This is a genomic window from Bosea sp. ANAM02, from assembly GCF_011764485.1.
GTDB lineage: Bacteria > Pseudomonadota > Alphaproteobacteria > Rhizobiales > Beijerinckiaceae > Allobosea.
Map to the genome: position 1 here is coordinate 2778740 of NZ_AP022848.1, position 18663 is coordinate 2797402.

At 68.2% G+C, this 18663-nt stretch carries 16 protein-coding genes; 2 read left to right on the forward strand and 14 right to left on the reverse strand.

Annotation, left to right across the window (positions count from 1 at the left end):
- Positions 1-65: 65 nt before the first annotated feature.
- Together gltA and gltX are read right to left on the reverse strand one after the other, a co-directional pair.
- The gene (gene gltA, locus OCUBac02_RS13415; protein ID WP_173046240.1) at positions 66-1355 is read right to left on the reverse strand and encodes a citrate synthase; all 1290 of its coding nucleotides are present in this window, start codon (positions 1353-1355) and stop codon (positions 66-68) included.
- Between the two features lie 618 nt (positions 1356-1973).
- Entirely contained in the window at positions 1974-3395 is a 1422-nt protein-coding gene (gene gltX / locus OCUBac02_RS13420; protein WP_173046241.1) for a glutamate--tRNA ligase, read from the reverse strand.
- A gap of 152 nt (positions 3396-3547) precedes the next feature.
- On the opposite strand from gltX, the gene OCUBac02_RS13425 reads away from it, so the two are divergent.
- Positions 3548-5827, forward strand: a complete 2280-nt coding sequence (locus tag OCUBac02_RS13425; protein ID WP_173046242.1) for a ComEC/Rec2 family competence protein — start codon at positions 3548-3550, stop codon at positions 5825-5827.
- Here the strand turns inward: OCUBac02_RS13425 and lexA are convergent.
- From lexA to OCUBac02_RS13480, 11 genes are all read right to left on the reverse strand, one after another.
- Positions 5821-6534, reverse strand: a complete 714-nt coding sequence (gene lexA / locus OCUBac02_RS13430) for a transcriptional repressor LexA (protein WP_173046243.1) — start codon at positions 6532-6534, stop codon at positions 5821-5823. The genes OCUBac02_RS13425 and lexA overlap by 7 nt on opposite strands.
- An 80-nt stretch (positions 6535-6614) precedes the next feature.
- Positions 6615-7826, reverse strand: a complete 1212-nt coding sequence (locus tag OCUBac02_RS13435) for a molybdopterin molybdotransferase MoeA (RefSeq protein WP_173046244.1) — start codon at positions 7824-7826, stop codon at positions 6615-6617.
- A 57-nt stretch (positions 7827-7883) separates the two neighbouring features.
- Positions 7884-8366 (reverse strand): cyclic pyranopterin monophosphate synthase MoaC, encoded by a 483-nt coding sequence (moaC, locus tag OCUBac02_RS13440; protein ID WP_047580580.1) that lies wholly within the window; start codon positions 8364-8366, stop codon positions 7884-7886.
- Complete coding sequence (gene trpC, locus OCUBac02_RS13445) at positions 8363-9169, reverse strand: indole-3-glycerol phosphate synthase TrpC (protein WP_173046245.1); 807 nt, start codon at positions 9167-9169, stop codon at positions 8363-8365. The genes moaC and trpC overlap by 4 nt, the downstream gene beginning before the upstream one ends.
- A 7-nt stretch (positions 9170-9176) precedes the next feature.
- Positions 9177-10190, reverse strand: coding sequence for an anthranilate phosphoribosyltransferase (gene trpD, locus OCUBac02_RS13450; RefSeq protein WP_173046246.1), 1014 nt, complete (start codon positions 10188-10190; stop codon positions 9177-9179).
- 15 nt (positions 10191-10205) lie between these two features.
- A complete protein-coding gene (locus OCUBac02_RS13455) occupies positions 10206-10823 on the reverse strand; it encodes an anthranilate synthase component II (RefSeq protein WP_173046247.1) in 618 nt (205 codons plus the stop codon).
- A 77-nt stretch (positions 10824-10900) separates the two neighbouring features.
- Positions 10901-11935 (reverse strand): aldo/keto reductase, encoded by a 1035-nt coding sequence (locus OCUBac02_RS13460; RefSeq protein ID WP_173046249.1) that lies wholly within the window; start codon positions 11933-11935, stop codon positions 10901-10903.
- A gap of 110 nt (positions 11936-12045) precedes the next feature.
- A complete protein-coding gene (locus OCUBac02_RS13465; protein ID WP_173046251.1) occupies positions 12046-13557 on the reverse strand; it encodes a helicase HerA domain-containing protein in 1512 nt (503 codons plus the stop codon).
- 112 nt (positions 13558-13669) lie between these two features.
- Positions 13670-13951, reverse strand: a complete 282-nt coding sequence (locus tag OCUBac02_RS13470) for a YARHG domain-containing protein (protein WP_173046253.1) — start codon at positions 13949-13951, stop codon at positions 13670-13672.
- Positions 13952-14025: 74 nt separating this feature from the next.
- Positions 14026-15063 carry an AMP-binding protein gene (locus OCUBac02_RS13475; RefSeq protein WP_173046255.1) on the reverse strand — a complete coding sequence of 346 codons (1038 nt, stop codon included), beginning with the start codon at positions 15061-15063 and terminating at the stop codon, positions 14026-14028.
- 9 nt (positions 15064-15072) lie between these two features.
- Positions 15073-16896: an extracellular solute-binding protein gene (locus tag OCUBac02_RS13480; RefSeq protein ID WP_244638931.1), complete on the reverse strand. Its 1824-nt coding sequence runs from the start codon at positions 16894-16896 to the stop codon at positions 15073-15075.
- A gap of 269 nt (positions 16897-17165) precedes the next feature.
- Between OCUBac02_RS13480 and OCUBac02_RS13485 the strand changes: the two genes are divergently transcribed.
- Positions 17166-17936, forward strand: coding sequence for an invasion associated locus B family protein (locus OCUBac02_RS13485; RefSeq protein WP_173046259.1), 771 nt, complete (start codon positions 17166-17168; stop codon positions 17934-17936).
- A gap of 354 nt (positions 17937-18290) precedes the next feature.
- Here the strand turns inward: OCUBac02_RS13485 and hspQ are convergent, their stop codons facing one another.
- Positions 18291-18620 carry a heat shock protein HspQ gene (hspQ, locus tag OCUBac02_RS13490; RefSeq protein ID WP_173046261.1) on the reverse strand — a complete coding sequence of 110 codons (330 nt, stop codon included), beginning with the start codon at positions 18618-18620 and terminating at the stop codon, positions 18291-18293.
- Positions 18621-18663 lie beyond the last annotated feature (43 nt).

The window sequence follows — 18663 nt, forward strand, 5'->3', positions numbered from 1 at the left end:
TCATTCCATGAAAAAGGCGCGGGGCTTTCGCCGCGCGCCTTTCCGGATAACCGATGCCGCTGTGATCAGCGGCGGCCGATCGGGGTGTAGTCGCGCTGCGGCGAGCCGGTATAGAGCTGGCGCGGGCGGCCGATCTTCTGGGACGGATCCTCGATCATCTCCTTCCACTGCGCGATCCAGCCGACCGTACGGGCGACCGCGAAGAGTACGGTGAACATCGAGGTCGGGAAGCCCATCGCCTTGAGAGTGATGCCCGAATAGAAGTCGATATTCGGATAGAGCTTCTTCTCGATGAAGTACTCGTCCGAGAGCGCGATGCGCTCCAGCTCGACCGCGACGTCGAGCAGCGGATCGTCCTTGATCCCGAGCTCGTTCAGCACCTCATGCGTGGTCTTCTGCATGATCTTGGCGCGCGGGTCGTAGTTCTTGTAGACCCGGTGGCCGAAGCCCATCAGGCGGAACGGATCGTTCTTGTCCTTCGCCTTAGCGATATATTTCGGGATGTTGTCGACCGAGCCGATCTCCTCGAGCATCTTGAGCGCCGCTTCGTTGGCGCCGCCATGGGCGGGGCCCCATAGGCAGGCCGTGCCGGCCGCGATGCAGGCGAAGGGATTGGCGCCAGACGAGCCGGCGAGACGCACCGTCGAGGTCGAGGCGTTCTGCTCGTGGTCGGCGTGCAGGATGAAGATGCGGTCGAGCGCGCGCGACAGCACCGGATTGACCTTGTAATCCTCGGCCGGCACCGCGAAGCACATGCGCAGGAAGTTCGAGGTGTAATCCAGCGAGTTCAACGGATACACGAAGGGCTGGCCGATCGTGTACTTGTAGGCCATCGCCGCCAGCGTCGGGATCTTCGCGATCATCCGCATCGAGGCGATCATGCGCTGATGCGGATCCGAGATGTCAGTCGAGTCATGGTAGAAGGCCGACATGGCGCCGATCGAGCCGACCATCACCGCCATCGGGTGCGCGTCGCGGCGGAAGCCCTGGAAGAAGCGGGCCATCTGCTCGTGCACCATGGTGTGGCGCGTGATGCGATAGTCGAAATCGGCCTTCTGGGCGGCGGTCGGCAGCTCCCCGTAGAGCAGCAGGTAGCAGGTTTCGAGGAAGTCGCCGTGCTCGGCGAGCTGCTCGATCGGGAAGCCGCGATAGAGCAGCACGCCCTTGTCGCCGTCGATATAGGTGATCTGCGACTCGCAGCTCGCCGTCGAGGTGAAGCCGGGGTCGTAGGTGAACATGCCCGTCTGGGCGTAGAGCTTGGCAATGTCGATGACGGCGGGGCCGACCGACCCCTCCTTGATCGCCATGTCGACGGTCTTGTCGCCGACCTGGAGCTGGCTGGTGTTTCCGCTCATCGATACCGATCCTTTCAAGGCTCGCTGCTGTTCAGCCCCGGTTGCGCCTCTCCGCGCTTTTGCGCGGGGCATCTCGCATCCGAAGGCCGCGATGTGACGACGCGATGTCGGAAGGAGATGGGAAGAGGTGGCCCATGTGACTGATTTACAAGCAATATTCGTGCCCGCCGCGCGTGCGCGCTGCAATGCACTTGCGCGTCACTAGACCATTTGCGCAGTGCATTCAACCAAGCCAAAAGGCGGTTGGAGCCGCGCTGCACTCATATCTGCGCGAGGCGTCGATTCACGCCGGATGAAGGCGCTTCCGACCCCGCGATTTTCTTGGGCTTTCGGAGATCGAAGCCGCCGTCGCGGCGAAGCTGGTGGCCTCGCACCACTGGCTTGTCATTCCGGGGCGCGCCACAGGCGCGAGCCCGGAACCCATGAACACGACGCTTTCCAGAAGTCGTCATGCTCGCCCTTGTGGCGGGCATCCACGTCTTGAGCACCGCATTCGATGAAGGAAGACGTGGATGGTCGGGACAAGCCCGACCATGACGATAAGCGTCGTATTCATAGATTCCGGACTCTTCGCTGCGAGAAGTCCCGGAATGACAACGTGGCCCTGTTCGCGCCGGCTCACGCCGCCTGGTCGGCGAGCCGCGCGAGTGTCTCCTCGCGACCCAGAACGGCCATGACGTCGAACAGGCCCGGCGACATCGCGCGCCCGGTCAACGCCGCACGCAACGGCTGCGCCGCCTGGCCGAGCTTCAGCCCGCTTTCCTCGACATAGGCGCGAACAGCCGCTTCGAGCGGCGCCGGCGACCAGTCGCTCACGGCGGCGAGCGTCTCCGCGATCTTCGGCAGGCGCTGGCGCGCGGCCTCGTCGAGCAGGCCCCTCGCCTTGTCGTCGAGCTGCAGCGGGCGCTGGGCATAGAGATAGAATGCGCTGTCGAGCAGCTCGATCAGCGTCTTGGCGCGCTCCTTGAGGCCGGGCATCGCGGCGAGGAACTTCGCCTCCAGCTCCGGCGAGAGCGTGGCGCCGAGCCCGCGCGCCGGCCCGATCTCCGGCAGGATCACCTTGAGCGCGTCGAGCAGGTCCTGGTCGCTCGACTGGCGCATATAGAGCCCGTTCAGGTTCTCCAGCTTGGCGTAGTCGAAGCGCGCGGGCGAACGGCCGATCGAGGACAGGTTGAAGGCGTCGATCATCTCCTGCGTGGAGAAGACCTCCTGGTCGCCATGGCTCCAGCCCAGGCGCACCAGATAGTTGCGCAAGGCCGCCGGCAGATAGCCCATGGAGCGATAGGCATCGATGCCGAGCGCGCCATGGCGCTTCGAGAGCTTGGCGCCGTCGGGCCCGTGGATCAGGGGGATATGCGACATGCTCGGCACGTCCCAGCCGAGCGCATTGTAGATCTGAGTCTGGCGGGCGGCATTGGTCAGGTGGTCGTCGCCGCGGATGACATGGGTCACGCCCATGTCGTGGTCGTCGACCACGACGGCGAGCATATAGGTCGGCGTGCCGTCCGAGCGCAGCAGCACGAGGTCGTCGAGATTCTCGTTCTGCCAGACGACGCGGCCCTGGACCTCGTCATTGACCACGGTCTCGCCGGTCTGCGGCGCCTTGAGGCGGATGACCGGCTTCACGCCTTCCGGCGCCGTCGACGGATCGCGGTCGCGCCAGCGCCCGTCATAGCGCAGCGGCTTGCCCTCGGCGCGGGCCTTCTCGCGCATCTCCTCGAGCTCGGCCTGGCTCGCATAGCAGTGATAGGCCGTGCCGGCGGCGAGCATCTGCTCCGCGACCTCGCGATGCCGTGCGGCGCGCTGGAACTGGTAGACGGTCTGGCCGTCCCAATCGAGGCCGAGCCATTCCAGCCCGTCGAGAATCGCGGCAATGGCGGCCTCGGTCGAACGTTCGCGGTCGGTATCCTCGATCCGCAGCAGCATCGTGCCGCCGTGCCGGCGGGCATAGAGCCAGTTGAACAGCGCGGTCCGGGCTCCGCCGATATGCAGGAATCCGGTGGGCGAGGGCGCAAAGCGCGTGACGACGGCGTTGCTCATGGGAGGGAACTCCGGCCGGGCGGCAGGGCCGTCCGGGGCAAGACAAGGGAAGGGGGCCGGATCGTGACATGACAACCGGCGCGGGCCCTGTAACATGGCTTTGCCGGAAACGCTAAGCGGTCAAATCGCAGCGCCGGCAGGGGAGGCGGGCGATGCAGCCGGCGCCGCCGGGGCAGGGGCAGGAACGAGGCCGGCGCGGCGCGCGCGCCGATGCACAGCCGGCGTGGCTCGGTGCTTCGGTGCCGCTGACGGCGGGCCTGCGTCCCTGGCTCCGACAGCTTCGGCTCCGTCTGCAGCAGGGATTTGCGCTGGAGGTCGAGCGCCGCCGGCCCTTCCTCTGGCTGCCCTTCGCAATGGGCGTCGGCATCCTGCTCTACTTTGCCGCCGATCGTGAGCCGGCATTATGGGCCCCGCTTCTGGGTCTGGCTGTGAGCAGTGCGGCGGCCTTCGCTCTGCGCTTTCGCCCCGTCGCGTCCATGGCCTGCCTCGCGGCGGCCGCTGCCTTCGCGGGCTTCGCCGCCGGGGTCTGGCGCACGGCCGATATCGCGGCACCGATGCTGGAGCGGCCGCGCATCGGCAAGCTCTCGGGCTTCGTCGAGAGCGTCGAAGTCCGCGACAAGGGCGCACGGCTCGTCGTGCTCGTCACCGATCTCGCCAATGTCCCCGCCGATTCCAGGCCGAAGCGCGTCCGCGTCAATATCCGGCAGGGCTCGGTGAATCCGGGAGACCATATCGTCGCGACCGCGCGTCTGCTGCCACCGCCCGGGCCAGCGCGGGCCGGCGGCTACGATTTCGGACGCGATGCCTTCTTCCGCGGGATCGGCGCCGTCGGCAGCGTCTCCGGCAAGATCGCATTGGCGCCGGCGCCCTTTCCGATGCCGATGCGTCTCGCCATCGACGTGACGATCGACCGCGCCCGCAATGCGCTGACCAGGCGCATCGCCGAGGTCGGAGGCGGGCAGGGCGGGGCGGTTGCCGCCGCGCTCGTCACCGGCAAGCGCGGCCTGATCACGGAAGCCACGAACAACGACCTGCGCGCCGCCGGCATCTACCACATCGTCTCGATCTCGGGCCTGCACATGGTGCTGGCGGCCGGGACCATCTTCTGGCTGGTCCGCGCGCTGCTGGCCTTGTCGCAGACGGTGGCGCTGCACTGGCCGGTCAAGAAGCTCGCGGCGGTCGCGGCCATGATCGGCGCAACCGCCTATTGCATCTTTTCCGGCAGCGATGTCGCGACCGAGCGCTCGCTGATCATGACGCTGGTCATGCTCGGGGCGATTCTGGTCGATCGTGCGGCGCTGAGCATGCGCAATCTCGCGCTCGCCGCCATGATCGTGCTGCTGCGCGAGCCGGAGGCGCTGCTGGGGCCGAGCTTCCAGATGTCCTTCGGCGCGGTCGCGGCGCTGATCGCCTTCGCCGAGCGCTGGGAAAGGAGAGATCGCAGCGAGCCGCCGCCCGCGTTGCCGTGGCCGCTCGGATCGATCTGGATGGCGGCGCTCGGCATCCTCGTCACCACCATGCTGGCGACCGCCGCGACCGCGCCTTTCGGCGCCTATCATTTCCAGACCTTCAATCCCTTCGGCCTGCTCGGCAACGCCATGGCGCTGCCCTTCGTCTCGCTTTTCGTGATGCCGGCGGCGGTATTCGGCGTGCTCGCCTATCCGTTCGGACTGGACTGGCCGGCCTGGGCCCTGATGGGGTTGGCTTCCGACGTGGTGCTCAAGGTCGCGCATTGGGTCGCGTCCATCGATCACTCCACCGTGACGGTCGCGGCCTTCGGCCCCGCGGTGCTGGCGTGCTTCGCGATGGCGTTACTGTGGCTTGCGCTCTGGACGACGGCCTGGCGATGGCTGGCGGCTGTGCCGCTGGTCTTCGGCGTCGCCATCGCCGGCAAGCCGGAACGGCCGGAAATCCTGATCGAGCGCGACGGCTCGGGTCTGGCCGTGCGCGGCGCCGACGGGCGCCTCGCCATCGCCGGAAAGCCCAGCCGCTTCGTTCTGCAGCAATGGCTCGCGGCCGATGGCGACAGCCGCTCACCCGACGATCCGACATTGCGCGCCGGCATCGCCTGCGATCGTCTGGCTTGCGTCGCGCAGACGGCCGACAAGCGCACGATTTCCTATACGCGCGAGCGCCTCGCCATCATCGAGGACTGCCTACGGGCCGATCTCGTCGTCACCGCGATCCCCTGGAGCGGGACCTGCAAGGCCAGGCTGATCGAGCGGATGGCGCTTACGCGCGACGGCGCAACCTCGCTCTATCGCAAGGCATCGGGGTGGAGCAGCCGAACCTCGGAGCCGAGCGATGCCGAGCGCCCATGGAGCCGCCGGCGCGAAGCTCGTCCGGCGGCGTCGGCCAACCAACCCACCGCCGCACGCTCGGCATCGTCGGCCGACAGCGACCCCGCCCCCGACACGGAACGCCTTCAGTAACGCCGCATCAGGTTGACGAGGCGGCCCTGGATCTTGACCCGGTCGGGCCCAAGCACGCGGGTCTCATAGGCGGGGTTCGCCGCCTCAAGCGCAATGGAGGAGCCGCGCTTGCGCAGGCGCTTCAGCGTCGCCTCTTCGTCGTCGATCAGGGCCACGACGATATCGCCGGTATTGGCGGTGTCCTGCCGGCGGATGACGACCGTGTCGCCGTCGAGGATGCCGGCCTCAACCATCGAATCGCCCCGCACTTCCAGCGCGTAATGCTCGCCGGAGCCGAGCATGTCCGGCGGCAGCGAGACCGTGTGGCTGCGGCTCTGGATCGCCGAGATCGGCGTGCCCGCCGCGATCCGGCCCATGACGGGGATGGCGATGGCATGCCGGCTGTCGTCCTCGACCGCCGCGGGCCGGGGCTTGGCGACGCTCGGCTGCGCGCCCAGGCCGCCCTGAACGACGGCCGGGTTGAAGCGCGGGCGCGGCTGCGGGGCGCCGAGCCCGTCCGGCATCTTGATGACCTCGAGCGCGCGCGCCCGGTTCGGCAGACGGCGGATGAAGCCGCGCTCCTCCAGCGCCATGATCAAGCGGTGGATGCCGGATTTCGAGCGCAGGTCGAGCGCGTCCTTCATCTCGTCGAAGGAGGGGGGTACGCCACTTTCGCGCAAGCGTTCCTGGATGAAGCGCAGGAGTTCGTGTTGCTTGCGTGTCAGCATGGTCGCCGCCAGCCCCTCAAAGCGCAGATTCGAAACAAAGCACGAACACCATACGCGTTCTGCTTGTGTTCCGCAAGTTGCTACCGCAAGGGCAGAATCCGGCAGGCATCGCCCTTCCTGGCCGGGGCGGCATGGGCCGGGCGGATCGTCAGGGCCTGCGCCCGCGCCAGCGTGCCGAGCGTCGAGGAATCCTGCCGGTCGAAGGGCGTCGCGAGCCAGCCTTCCGGCGTCAGCGCGAGCTCCGAGCGAAGGTAATCTTCCCGCTCGTCATTGCCGGGCATGTCGCGGCCGAGGATGGCGGGGATGCTGCGGTCGCGATCGGCATCGGCGATGCCGAGCAGCGCCTCGATCAGGGGCAGGACGAAGAGATGGCCGCAGACGATCGAGGAGACCGGGTTGCCCGGCAGGCCGACCACGACCATCCGGCCGAGCCGCCCGGTCATCATCGGCTTGCCCGGCCGCATAGCGATCTTCCAGAAGCCGAGCGCCATGCCGGCGCGCGTCAGCGCCTCCTGCACGAGATCATGCGCGCCGACGGAGGCACCGCCCAGCGTGATCAGCACATCGGCATCGGCCTCGCTCGCCCTTGCGATCTTGCTGGCCAGATCAGCATGGTCGTCGCGGGCGATGCCGAGATCGAGCACGGTGCCGCCGGCCTTCTCGACAAGCGCGGCCAGCGAGAACGAGTTCGAGGCGACAATCTGGTCGCGGCCGACCGGCTCGCCGGGCGACACCAGTTCGTCGCCGGTGGCGAGGATCGCGACACGCGGCTTGCGCCGGACGGGCAGGGTCGGATGCCCCATCGCGGCGGCAAGGCCGAGCGCCGCGCTGTCGAGCACGCGGCCGGCGGAGAGCAGGACGTCGCCTTCGTGGAAATCCAGCCCCGCGGCGCGCAGGAACTTGCCCTTGGCAGGCGGCACACGGACGCGGATGACCGGGCTTCCGACGCCGTCGGCATCTTCCTGCATCAGGATGGTGTCGGCGCCCTCAGGCATCGGCGCGCCCGTGAAGATGCGCACGGCTTCTCCCGGTCCGACGGCGCCCTCATAGGCCCGGCCGGCAGCGGATTCGCCGATCACCGAGAGCGACACGCCTTCCGCCATCTCGTCGCCGCGCACGGCATAGCCGTCCATGGCGGAATTGGCGAAGGGCGGCTGGGTCCTGAGCGCCTTGACCTCGCCGGCCAGCACCCGCCAGGCGCATTGCGCCAGCGGCAGGGCTTCCGCCTCGGCCGGTCCCGGAATGCTGTCGAGCAGCGCCTTGCGCGCGACGGGAACCGGGGTGAGCGCCATCAGAGCATGATGCCGAAAAGTGGGAACCGGTTTTCGGATGACATCATGCTCATTCCTTTAGCCAACTTTCGCCTCGTAATCGCCGGACTGGCCGCCGGATTTGTGCAGCAGGCGGATATTCTCGATCCGCATCGCCCGGTCGACGGCCTTGACCATGTCGTAGACCGTCAGGCAGGCGACGGAGACGGCGGTCAGCGCCTCCATCTCGACGCCGGTCTGGCCCTTCATCTTGACCTCGGCACGCACGCGCACGCCTGGCAGGGCCTCGTCGATGGCGAGGTCGACGGCGATCTTGCTCAGCAGCAGCGGGTGGCACAGCGGGATCAGCTCATGCGTGCGCTTCGCCGCCATGATGCCGGCGAGGCGCGCGGTGCCGAGCACATCGCCCTTCCTGGCGTTGCCATCGCGCACGATCGCGATCGTCTCCGGCGCCATGACGACCTGGCCCTCGGCGACCGCGATGCGGGTCGTCTCGGCCTTGCCGCCGACATCGACCATATGCGCCTGGCCTTGCGCGTCGAGATGGCTGAGCCGGCTCACGCCGCGACGGCCTTGCCGGTGAGCAGCGCCTGCGTTGCGGTGGTGACGTCGGCCTGCCGCATCAGGCTCTCGCCGACGAGGAAGGTATTCACGCCGATCCGGTTGAGCCGGGCGATGTCGTCATGCGTGAAGATGCCGCTCTCGCTGATGACGATGCGGTCGGCCGGCACGCGCGGCGCCAGCCGCTCGGTCACGGCGAGATCGACGTTGAAACTGCGCAGGTCGCGGTTGTTGATGCCGAGCAGGCGGCTTTCGAGCTTGAGCGCCCGGTCGAGCTCGGCATCGTCATGGACCTCGACGAGAACATCCATGCCAAGCTCGCGCGCGGTCTCGTTCAGGGCCCTGGCGGTGGCGTCGTCGACGCCGGCCATGATGATCAGGATGCAGTCGGCGCCCCAGGCGCGGGCCTCGTAGACCTGATAGGGCTCGTAGAGGAAATCCTTGCGCAGAGCCGGCAGGCCGGCAGCCTCGCGCGCAGCGGTCAGGAAGTCCGGCTGGCCCTGGAAGGAAGGCGCGTCGGTCAGCACCGAGAGGCAGGCCGCGCCGCCGGCCGCATAGGCGCGGGCGAGCGAGGGCGGGTCGAAATCGGCCCGGATCAGGCCCTTGGACGGGCTCGCCTTCTTGATCTCGGCGATCAGAGCCGGCGTGCCCTGAGCGAGCTTGCCGGCCAATGCGTTGGCAAAGCCGCGTGGTTTGGAAGCCGCGCGTGCGCGGCGCTCGATTTCGGCCTGCGGGACCACGGCTTTCGCCGCCGCGATCTCCTGGCGCTTGTAGGCTTCGATCTTGGCGAGGATGTCGGTCATGCCGGCCTCACGCGTTCGAGGCTTTGACGAGCGCGGCGAGCGTCGCCTTGGCCTTGCCGGAATCGAGCGCGGCCGTGGCCTGGGCGAAGCCGTCCTTCAAATCCTTGGCCTTGCCGGCGACGAGCAGCGCTGCTGCCGCATTGAAGGCGGCGATGTCGCGGAAGCCGGTCTTCTCTCCGGCGAGCACGGCGTTGAGCGCCGCCGCGTTCTCCTCCGGCGTGCCGCCGCGCAGCACTTCGGGCTTGGCGGGTTCGATGCCGACATCGGCCGGGCTGATCGAAAAGCTCTCGATCTTGCCGTTCTCCAGCGAGACGACGCGGGTCGGGCCGGTCGTGGTGATCTCGTCGAGCCCGTCGGAGCCGTGCACGGCCCAGACGCGGGTCGAGCCGAAGGAGGCCAGCACCTTGACCATCGGCTCCAGCCAGGTCTCGGAGAAGGCGCCGATGAGCTGGCGCTTGGCGCCGGCCGGGTTGGAGAGCGGGCCGAGCAGGTTGAAGATCGTGCGCGTGCCGAGCTCGGTGCGCACCGGCGCGACATGGCGCATCGAGGCGTGATGCGTCGGCGCGAACATGAAGCCGACGCCGGCCTCGCGGATGCAGTGCTCGGTCGCGGCCGGATCGAGCCCGACCTTGACGCCGAGCGCGATCAGCACGTCGGCCGCGCCGGAACGCGAGGAGGCCGCGCGATTGCCATGTTTGGCGACCGGCACGCTGCAGGCCGCGGTGATGATCGAGGCCAGCGTCGAGACATTGTAGGAGCCGGAGGAATCGCCGCCGGTGCCGACGATGTCCATCGCCTCGGGCGGCGCCTTCACGGGCAGCATCTTGCCGCGCATGGCGCTGGCGGCGCCGGCGATCTCGTCGATCGTCTCGCCGCGCACGCGCAGCGCCATCAGGAAGGCGGCAGATTGGGCGTTCGTCACCTCGCCCGAAAGGATGGTGTCGAAGGCGTCGCGCGCTTCCTCGCGGGAGAGCGTCGCGCCGGTCGCGACCTTGGCGATGAAGGGTTTGAAATCGTCCATGGGAACTCTGCGGAATCAGGCTGAAAGGGTCAGGGCGGAGGCTTCGCGTTCGCTCTGCCATCGCTCCGCGAGGTCGAGGAAATTCCGCAGGATCGTCGCGCCATGCTCGGAGGCGATGCTCTCCGGATGGAACTGGACGCCGTGGACCGGCAGCTCCCGATGGGAAAGCGCCATGATCAGGCCGTCATCGCTCTCCGCCTCGATCTCGAAGACGTCCGGGCAGGAGGCGCGCTCGACTACGAGCGAGTGATAGCGCGTCGCCTGCAGCGGCCCGTTGATGCCGCGGAACAGGCCGCGCGCCTTGTGGCGGATCGGGGAGACCTTGCCATGCATCGGCAGGGGCGCGCGCACGACCTGGCCGCCGAAGGCCTGGCCCATCGCCTGCAGACCGAGACAGACGCCGAAGATCGGCTTCCGGCCCGCGCCTTCGCGGATGACGTCGAGGCAGATGCCGGCTTCGTTGGGCGTGCAGGGGCCGGGCGAGAGCACGATCGCGTCGTGGTCGCCGGCAAGCGCCTCCTCGGCAGTGAGCGCGTCGTTACGCCAGACATCGACCTCGGCGCCCAGCCCACCGATGAGGTGGACCAGGTTCCAGGTGAAGCTGTCGTAGTTGTCGATCAACAGAACGCGCATGGCCAAACCCGTGAATGCGGGTTGAGGTCATGCACGTTCGGGGGCGGGGTGGTCAAGTTTCGCGCGGACTGCGCGGATCAGACCACCGGCGGATTCAACCGCGCGAACCCGGCTTGGCGCCGATAGGGGAAATACGGATAGGGCGCGGTCCGCACACTTGCGGCATCGAGGCGCGCAACCTGCTCGGCCGTGAGGTTCCAGCCGACCGCGCCGAGATTGTCGCGCAATTGCTGCTCGTTGCGGGCGCCGATGATGACGGAGGAGACCGTCGGGCGCTGCAGCAGCCAGTTGATCGCGACCTGCGGCACGCTCCTGCCGGTCTCCCCGGCGACGGCATCGAGCACATCGACGATGGCGTAGAGCTGCTCATCCTCCACCGGCGGGCCGAATTCGGCGGTCTCGTGCAGGCGGCTGCCCGCAGGCAACGGCTGGCCGCGCCGGATCTTGCCGGTGAGGCGGCCCCAGCCGAGCGGGCTCCAGACCAGCGCGCCGACGCCCTGGTCGAGGCCGAGCGGCATCAGCTCCCATTCGTAATCGCGCCCGACCAGCGAGTAGTAGACCTGATGCGCGACATAGCGCGGCCAGCCATGGCGTTCGGCGGCGGCGAGGGATTTCATCAGTTCCCAGCCGGCAAAGTTCGACACGCCGACATGGCGCAGTTTTCCGGCGCGGACGAGCATGTCGAGCGTCGAAAGCACCTCCTCGACGGGCGTGCCGGCATCGAAGGCGTGGAGTTGCAGCAGGTCGATATAATCGGTGCCCAGACGGCGCAGCGCATCCTCGGTCGCCTTGATCAGGCGGCTGCGCGAGGAGCCCGCATCATTGGGCCCGTCCCCCATCGGCAGCGTGGTCTTGGTCGAGATCAGGACCTTGTCGCGTCGTCCCTTGATCGCCTCGCCGAGCACCTCCTCGGAAGCGCCGTTCGAATAGACATCGGCGGTGTCGAACAGGTTCAGCCCGGCTTCCAGGCAGATATCGATCAGGCGGCGCGCTTCCCGCGCGTCCGTCGTGCCCCATGCGCTGAAAAGCGGCCCCGTTCCGCCGAAGGTGCCTGCGCCGAAGCTCAGGGCGGGCACCATCAGCCCCGAATGGCCCAATCGCCGATATTCCATGATCCAGATCTCCAGTGGAGGTCGGAAGATGGCGGTGCGAAGCCGGCGCGATTAGCCCGCCCGCCGGAACAGCATTCGTGAGTTCAAGTCATCGAGACAGAGACCGGAAACTAGCCTCGTGCGCTGCGCGGCATGCCTGCCGTGCGCGGCTGGGCCAGCCCCGGCGCTGTTTCCACGCCGAGCGCCGGGAGCGCCAGCGTGCGCTGGCCGCGGAAATCGACATGGCAGACGATCAGCCCGCGCTCCTCGATATAGCTGAGCACGCGGCGCGCCCGGCTCGGCGAGGCGCTGCCGTAGACTTCGGCGAGCTCGGCATCGCTGGGGCAGGGCCGGCCCTCGATCGCGGTGCGGGCGATGTAGAGGAAGAGCCCCTGCAGGTCTTCCGGCAGCGTGCCGGAAGCCGCCACGGCCGCCTGCCAGCCCTCGCTCGTCGCGACGCTGTCGCTGACGCCGGCGCGCGCGACGGCCAGCCTGCGGCGGAATTCCTCCAGGCTCAGATGCGTGCGGCCGAGCCGGCGCATCCGGCAGCGCACGGTGAAGTCCTGGTAGAGCACCGCGACCTGCCGCGAGCGAGCCTCGGGATCGCCCATCAATTCGCGCAGGATCTCGACCATGATCGCCTCGCGCTCGGCCGGTTCCAGCTCGATCTCGGGCTCGGGGTCCGGCTGCGGGGCCGGGCGATAGTTCTCGATCCGGCGCAGCACCTCGGTCGGGTCGGGCCGCGGGCGCGGTGCCGGGCGGGCAGGCCGCGCCATCGGCAGCGGCTCGTCCTCGCCGCGCGTGAAGATCAGCTTGCCGGCCTCTTCCGGCGCCTGCTCGGGCAGCGGCATCAATCCCGGCGCTCCGCCGCGGTCGACCGAGGAGACCGAGCCGATCCGGATCGGCAGCGGGCGCTTCGACAGGGCGGGGCCGAGCGCGACGAACTGGCCGCGTTCGAGGTCTCGGAACATCTCGGCCTGGCGCCGGTCCATGCCGAGCAGGTCGGCGGCGCGCTGCATGTCGATATCGAGGAAGGTGCGGCCCATCAGGAAGTTCGAGGCTTCCGCCGCGACGTTCTTGGCGAGCTTGGCAAGGCGCTGAGTCGCGATGACGCCGGCAAGGCCGCGCTTGCGGCCGCGGCACATCAGGTTGGTCATGGCGCCGAGCGAAAGGCGGCGCGCCTCGTCGGAGGCCTCGCCCGCCATGACGGGCGCGAAGAGCTGGGCCTCGTCGACCACGATCAGCATCGGGAACCAGAGCGAGCGGTCGACGTCGAAGAGCCCGCCGAGGAAAGCGGCAGTGGCGCGCAACTGCTCGTCGGCTTCGAGATTCTCGAGATTGAGCACCACCGATACGCGGTGCTGGCGCACGCGCAGCGCGACGCGCTGCAGTTCGGCCTCGCCGCATTCGGCATCGACAACGACATGGCCGAACTGGTCGGCGAGCGAGACGAAATCGCCTTCGGGGTCGATGATTGCCTGCTGCACCAAGGGCGCGCTCTGCTCCAGCAGGCGGCGCAGCAGATGCGACTTGCCCGAGCCGGAATTGCCCTGCACCAGCAGACGCGTCGCCAGCAATTCGGCGAGATCGATCAGGCCGGGCTCGCCGGTCCTCGTCGTTCCCATCTCGATGGCGGTGGTCATGCGGGCGATGAATCGTCGGGTTGGATCGGGCGCGGACTTGCGGCCGGCGCTTCTAGCACGGCCTTCCCTTCGCTGGGCGCAGGGCTGCCCTGCCTTCCACAGGCAATGCGCCTCAGCGCGGGCAGCGCAGGGCGCGCTCCTGCCGGACGATATCGGCGATCGCCCGGCGATCATTGGCCGAAAGTGGCACGTCCTCGATCGAGTCGTACTGGCAGCCGGCATTCCCGAAAGCCGCGATCGCTCGCTGGGTCCGGAAGCAATAGCCCTGCGCCTTGTAGATCTCGTTGCGCGCGGTCCAGAGATCGGCGCAGGCCTGGGCATTGGCGGGGGCCGGCGTGACCATCGCCCCGGTGAGCAGGGCGGTCGCGAGAAACGGAAAGCAGAGGCTGCGCATCGGGTGTCTCCTGCAAGCGGGTCGCAAGCTTCGTGGAGAGGGCTTGCGAAGGCAACGGTGGACGCGATGCGGCACTATTCGGCGGCCGCAGGTCCCTGTCGTTTGCTGACGCTGATATCGCCGGCCGAATGCGCCTCGATATCGACGATAGCGACATCCGGACGGTCGATTGCGGGTAGGCCGCGGGCGTCGCTCGCGCGGTGCACGAAGACGAGACTGGCCAGCGCCGGATGCCCGGCGAGCCGAGAATGCGCCAGCGCCGGTTCCATGGCGCCGGGCAGCACCAGATGCACGCTGCGCCCGCCTTCGATGCAGGCCTGCAGGTCGCCGAGGTTGAACAGGCCGAGCGGCAGGAGTTCGAGCCCGCTCAGCATCGCGACGCCCGGTCCGCTCGCCAGCGCGGCGAGGTCGCCGCCGACCAGCGTCGTCACGATCCGCGACGAGACGGTCGGCTTCAGAGCCCGCGAGATGTCGAGTGCCTTGCCGAGCAATTCCCGCTCCGGCAGCGCGATCGGCCCCTGCAGCGAGGTGCCGTCGGCGATCTGCAGCACCGGCCGCTCGGCGAGTTGCGGCAGCGGATGCAGCGTCGGGCTTGCCATCAGCATGTCGAGTGGTGCGACGCCATCGGGCACATCCGGGCCGAAGCCGCCGACGAAGCGCGTCCCGAAGGCCCGCATCGCGAGATTGCGCAGCACGAGCAGCGGCCGCAGCGGCCCGACCCGGCTGACGCCGAGCGCCATCACCGCGCCGGAAGCCTCGATCAGCTTGAGCAGTTCGAGCTCGTTGCCGTGCAGGGGCAGCATCAGGGGCGACAGGCCCGCGCGCAGACTCGCCAGGATCGAGACGATGGCCTCTGGCCCCAGCGGCGCCATGATCGCGACGCTCGCCCCCGGCGTGCCCTTGTTGATGGCGAGCAGCCGTGCCAGACGGTCGATGCGTTCGTCGAGGTCGAGGAAATTGACCGAGCCCGGCGTGACGTCGCTCCAGCCGCGCCGGCCCGGTGGATCGCGCAGGGCCGCGTCATAGCCGCGGTTGCGGGTCAGGGCCGCGAGCAGGGTGTCGAGATCGAGACCGTCGAGCAAGGCTGAGGCTTCGTCCTGTTCTGCCCGCATCGACAGATCCTAGTTCGCCGGTGCCGCCGCCGGGAGGCGGGCCAGCAGCTCGTTGGAGAGGAAATAGGCGGGCTGCCGCCCCGCCAGCGTGACGCCGCGCGCGAAAGCGATCCAGGTGTCGGGCAGGTAATAGAGCGGTACGACGTAGAAGCCGGAGATCAGCAGGCGGTCGAGCGCGCGCACCGCCGCGACGAAATCCGCGCGCTCGCGGGCTCCGAGCAGGGCCTGCAGCACGGCGTCGACGGCGGGCGATTTCACGCCGGCATAGTTCAGCGAGCCGTTGCGGGCGGCATTCGCCGAGCCCCAGCGCCCGATCTGCTCGTTGCCGGGCGAGGCCGAGGCCGGCCAGGTCCACTGGATCATGTCGAAATCATAAGCCGACAGGCGCCGCCAGTACTGCACGTCGTCGATCAGGCGCACCGAGACGGCGATGCCGAGCCGGGCGAGCGATTGCGCATAGTTGAGCGCGAGCCGTTCCTGCGGCCGGCTGGTCACGGTGATCTCGAAGGCGAAAGGCTCGTCCTTGCCGTTGCGCAGAACGCCTTCGCGCAGCGTGTAGCCGGCAGCCTTGAGCAGATCGAGCGCCTTACGCGCCTGCTCGCGATCGCGGCCCGACCCGTCGGTCTCCGAGGGCCGCCAGGTGCCGGCGAGGATGTCCCCGCGCACCGCGCCGGGGAAAGCGGCGAGCAGGACCTTCTCCCGCTCGTCGGCGGGGGCGCCGAGTGCCGACAGATCCGAATCAGAGAAGAAGCTACCGGCGCGGCGATAGACGCCGTGGAACAGGTTGCGGTTGACCCATTCGAAATCGAACAGCAGGCCCAGCGCCTCACGCACCCGGACATCGGCGAAGATCGGCCGGCGCGTGTTGAAGACGAGGCCGGTCATGCCCTTGGGCGTGTTGAAATGCAGGGTCTCCTGCCGGATGCGCCCGTCATGGACGGCGGGGATATCGTAGCCGGTCATCCAGCGCGTCGGGTCGCCCTCGATGCGGACATCGTAGAGCCCGGCCTTGAACGCCTCGAACAGCGCGTTCGAGTCCCGGTAGAAATCGTAGCGGATCTCGTCGGCATTATAGAGCCCGCGCGTGAGCGGATGCTCCTCGGCCCAGAAATCCTTGCGCCGCCGCAGCGTCAGCGCTTCGCCGGGCCGGATTTCCTCGACGACATAGGGGCCGGAGCCGAGCGCCGGCTTAAAGCTGGTCTCGCCGAAGGTTTCGGCTTGGGTCGCATGCTTCGCGAAGATCGGCATCGCGCCGATCACCAGCGGCAATTCGCGGTTGGAGCCGTCGCCGAGCTCGAACTCGACGCGCCGGGGCGAAGGCGCGGCGACCTTTGTCACCCGGCCGAGGCTGGAACGATGGAACGGCTTACCCTTGGTCTTGAGCATCTCGAACGTGAAGATCACGTCCTCGGCCGTGACCGGCTTGCCGTCCGAGAACCGCGCGCGCTCGTCGATCTCGAAGGCCAGATGCTTGCGGTCGGCATCGAGCGCAACGCCGGAGGCGAGCAGGCCATAGGCCGTGAAGGGCTCGTCGGCCGAACGGTAGAGCAGGCTCTGCTGGACATATTTCGGCACGGCATCGGGCGCGACGCCGAGCACGACGAGCGGGTTGAGGCTGTCGAATGTGCCTTGGATGCCCATGACGATGCGCCCGCCCTTGGGCGCTCCGGGGTCGGCATAGGGCAGGTGCGCGAAGCCGGGCAGCAGGGCCGGCTGGCCATGCATCGCGATGGCGTGCCCCAGCGGGGCCGAATCGGCCAATGCCGTGCGGCCGCGCGCCAGGACGGCGAACGGGGCCAAAGCCAGCAGAAGGTTGACCCCGCGGCGGCTCACCGCCTGGGGCAATCGAAGAAATTCCATCGTACGACCTGATTCCCTCGGCAAGAATAGCATGGGAGCAGCAGGGTCACGCAGCTATTCGGGCTGGAATCCTCGCCGCGAACTCGCTAAAGGCGAGGGCAGGGTGTCATTCAAACGCCTCAATCAGCCTTGATGTGCACGGCTTGCGATGGCCGGCGCCCCATGCGATTGGGCCATCAGCGGTGACGCGCGCGGCTTGCGAAGTCGTGATCCCGAATTCGCTTGGTAAGGAAAGACAAGGAATGTCCGCTTCGTATCGCCTGTCATCTCGCGCGCTTCGCCTTGTGCTCGGCGCAGCCATCGGCTTTGCGCCCGTCGCTGCCTTCGCCCAGGCTCCGGCGCAGCGGCCGGCACGCCCGGCTGCCCCGGCCCAGCAGCCCGCCGCCCCGGCTCAGCCCGGCGCCGCCACCGGCCCGACCGTCGTGCAGGTCAAGCCCGAACCGTCGCAGACGAGCTGGACCAAGGTCTGCGGCAAGGACCAGGGCGCCAACAAGGAAATCTGCTACACCACCCGCGACTTCGTCTCGGATCAGGGCCAGCCGGTGCTCGCCGTCGCGGTCTATGACGTCAAGGGCGATCCCAACAAGATCGTGCGCTTCCTGATGCCGCTCGGCCTCCTGCTGCAGCCCGGCATCCGCTTCGGCGTCGACAGCGCCCAGCCCACCGGCGGCCGCTACGCCATCTGCTTCCCGAACGGCTGCTTCGCCGAGGCGCAGGTCAAGGACGACTTCATCAATGCGATGAAGAAGGGCACGAACCTCAATGTCAGCGTCCAGAACCAGGGCGCCCGCGAGCTGACCTTCACCATTCCGCTGGCCGATTTCGCCAAGGGCTTCGACGGCGCCGCGATCGACCCGAAGGTCCTCGAGGACCAGCAGAAGCAGCTCCAGGACGAGCTGGCCAAGCGCCAGGAAGAGCTGCGCCAGCGCCTCGGCGCCGGCGGTGCCGCCGCTCCGGGTGCTGCCGCCCCGGCTCCCGGCGCCGCGCCTGCCGCGCCCGCGCCGAAGCCCTGAGCGACTGCGCGATAGCGCGACACAGAAAAGGCCGGTCCCTCGCGGGGCCGGCTTTTTTCTTGGGATGGGGGCCGCGGAGAGTTGCGGATCTGAAGGCGCTGGAGCCTCTGTCGTCATTCCGGGGCAGGCCGAAGGCCTGAGCCCGGAATCCATGAACACGCCATTGGTCCAGTTCGTCATGCTCGCCCTTGTGGCGAGCATCCACGTCTTGAACACTGCATTGCATCGGTGAAGACGTGGATGGTCGAGACAAGCCCGACCATGACGGCAAATGGCGTGTTCATGGATTCCGGGCTCTTCGCTGACGCGAAGCCCCGGAATGACAATCAAGGGCCACCAAAAGGCCGCCGAACCTCAATTCAAATCGGCGCGGTCCAGCTTGTAGCGGCCCTTGCGGTCGCGCCGGAAGAATTCCTTCGCGCGGGGATGGCGCACGGGCTCGCCGGAATCGTCGTCGACGAGGTTCTGCTCGGAGACATAGGCGACGTATTCCGACTCCTCGTTCTCGGCGAAGAGGTGGTAGAAGGGCTGGTCCTTCGACGGGCGCATGGCCTCCGGAATCGCCATCCACCACTCCTCGGTATTCGAGAAGACCGGGTCGACATCGAAGATCACGCCACGGAACGGGTAGATGCGGTGCTTGACCACCTGCCCGATCCTGAACTTGGCCGAACGCGCTTCCATGACAAATCCATCTTGCGCCGGCTGATACGCCGCCAGCTTACGT

What these genes read in the sequence shown, in the direction of transcription:
- gltA (WP_173046240.1), bottom strand. Translation starts at nt 1,355, where the DNA reads ATGAGCGGAAACACCAGCCAGCTCCAGGTCGGCGACAAGACCGTCGAC.
- gltX (WP_173046241.1), bottom strand. Translation starts at nt 3,395, where the DNA reads ATGAGCAACGCCGTCGTCACGCGCTTTGCGCCCTCGCCCACCGGATTC.
- OCUBac02_RS13425 (WP_173046242.1), top strand. Translation starts at nt 3,548, where the DNA reads ATGCAGCCGGCGCCGCCGGGGCAGGGGCAGGAACGAGGCCGGCGCGGC.
- lexA (WP_173046243.1), bottom strand. Translation starts at nt 6,534, where the DNA reads ATGCTGACACGCAAGCAACACGAACTCCTGCGCTTCATCCAGGAACGC.
- OCUBac02_RS13435 (WP_173046244.1), bottom strand. Translation starts at nt 7,826, where the DNA reads ATGGCGCTCACCCCGGTTCCCGTCGCGCGCAAGGCGCTGCTCGACAGC.
- trpC (WP_173046245.1), bottom strand. Translation starts at nt 9,169, where the DNA reads ATGACCGACATCCTCGCCAAGATCGAAGCCTACAAGCGCCAGGAGATC.
- trpD (WP_173046246.1), bottom strand. Translation starts at nt 10,190, where the DNA reads ATGGACGATTTCAAACCCTTCATCGCCAAGGTCGCGACCGGCGCGACG.
- OCUBac02_RS13455 (WP_173046247.1), bottom strand. Translation starts at nt 10,823, where the DNA reads ATGCGCGTTCTGTTGATCGACAACTACGACAGCTTCACCTGGAACCTG.
- OCUBac02_RS13460 (WP_173046249.1), bottom strand. Translation starts at nt 11,935, where the DNA reads ATGGAATATCGGCGATTGGGCCATTCGGGGCTGATGGTGCCCGCCCTG.
- OCUBac02_RS13465 (WP_173046251.1), bottom strand. Translation starts at nt 13,557, where the DNA reads ATGACCACCGCCATCGAGATGGGAACGACGAGGACCGGCGAGCCCGGC.
- OCUBac02_RS13470 (WP_173046253.1), bottom strand. Translation starts at nt 13,951, where the DNA reads ATGCGCAGCCTCTGCTTTCCGTTTCTCGCGACCGCCCTGCTCACCGGG.
- OCUBac02_RS13475 (WP_173046255.1), bottom strand. Translation starts at nt 15,063, where the DNA reads ATGCGGGCAGAACAGGACGAAGCCTCAGCCTTGCTCGACGGTCTCGAT.
- OCUBac02_RS13485 (WP_173046259.1), top strand. Translation starts at nt 17,166, where the DNA reads ATGTCCGCTTCGTATCGCCTGTCATCTCGCGCGCTTCGCCTTGTGCTC.
- hspQ (WP_173046261.1), bottom strand. Translation starts at nt 18,620, where the DNA reads ATGGAAGCGCGTTCGGCCAAGTTCAGGATCGGGCAGGTGGTCAAGCAC.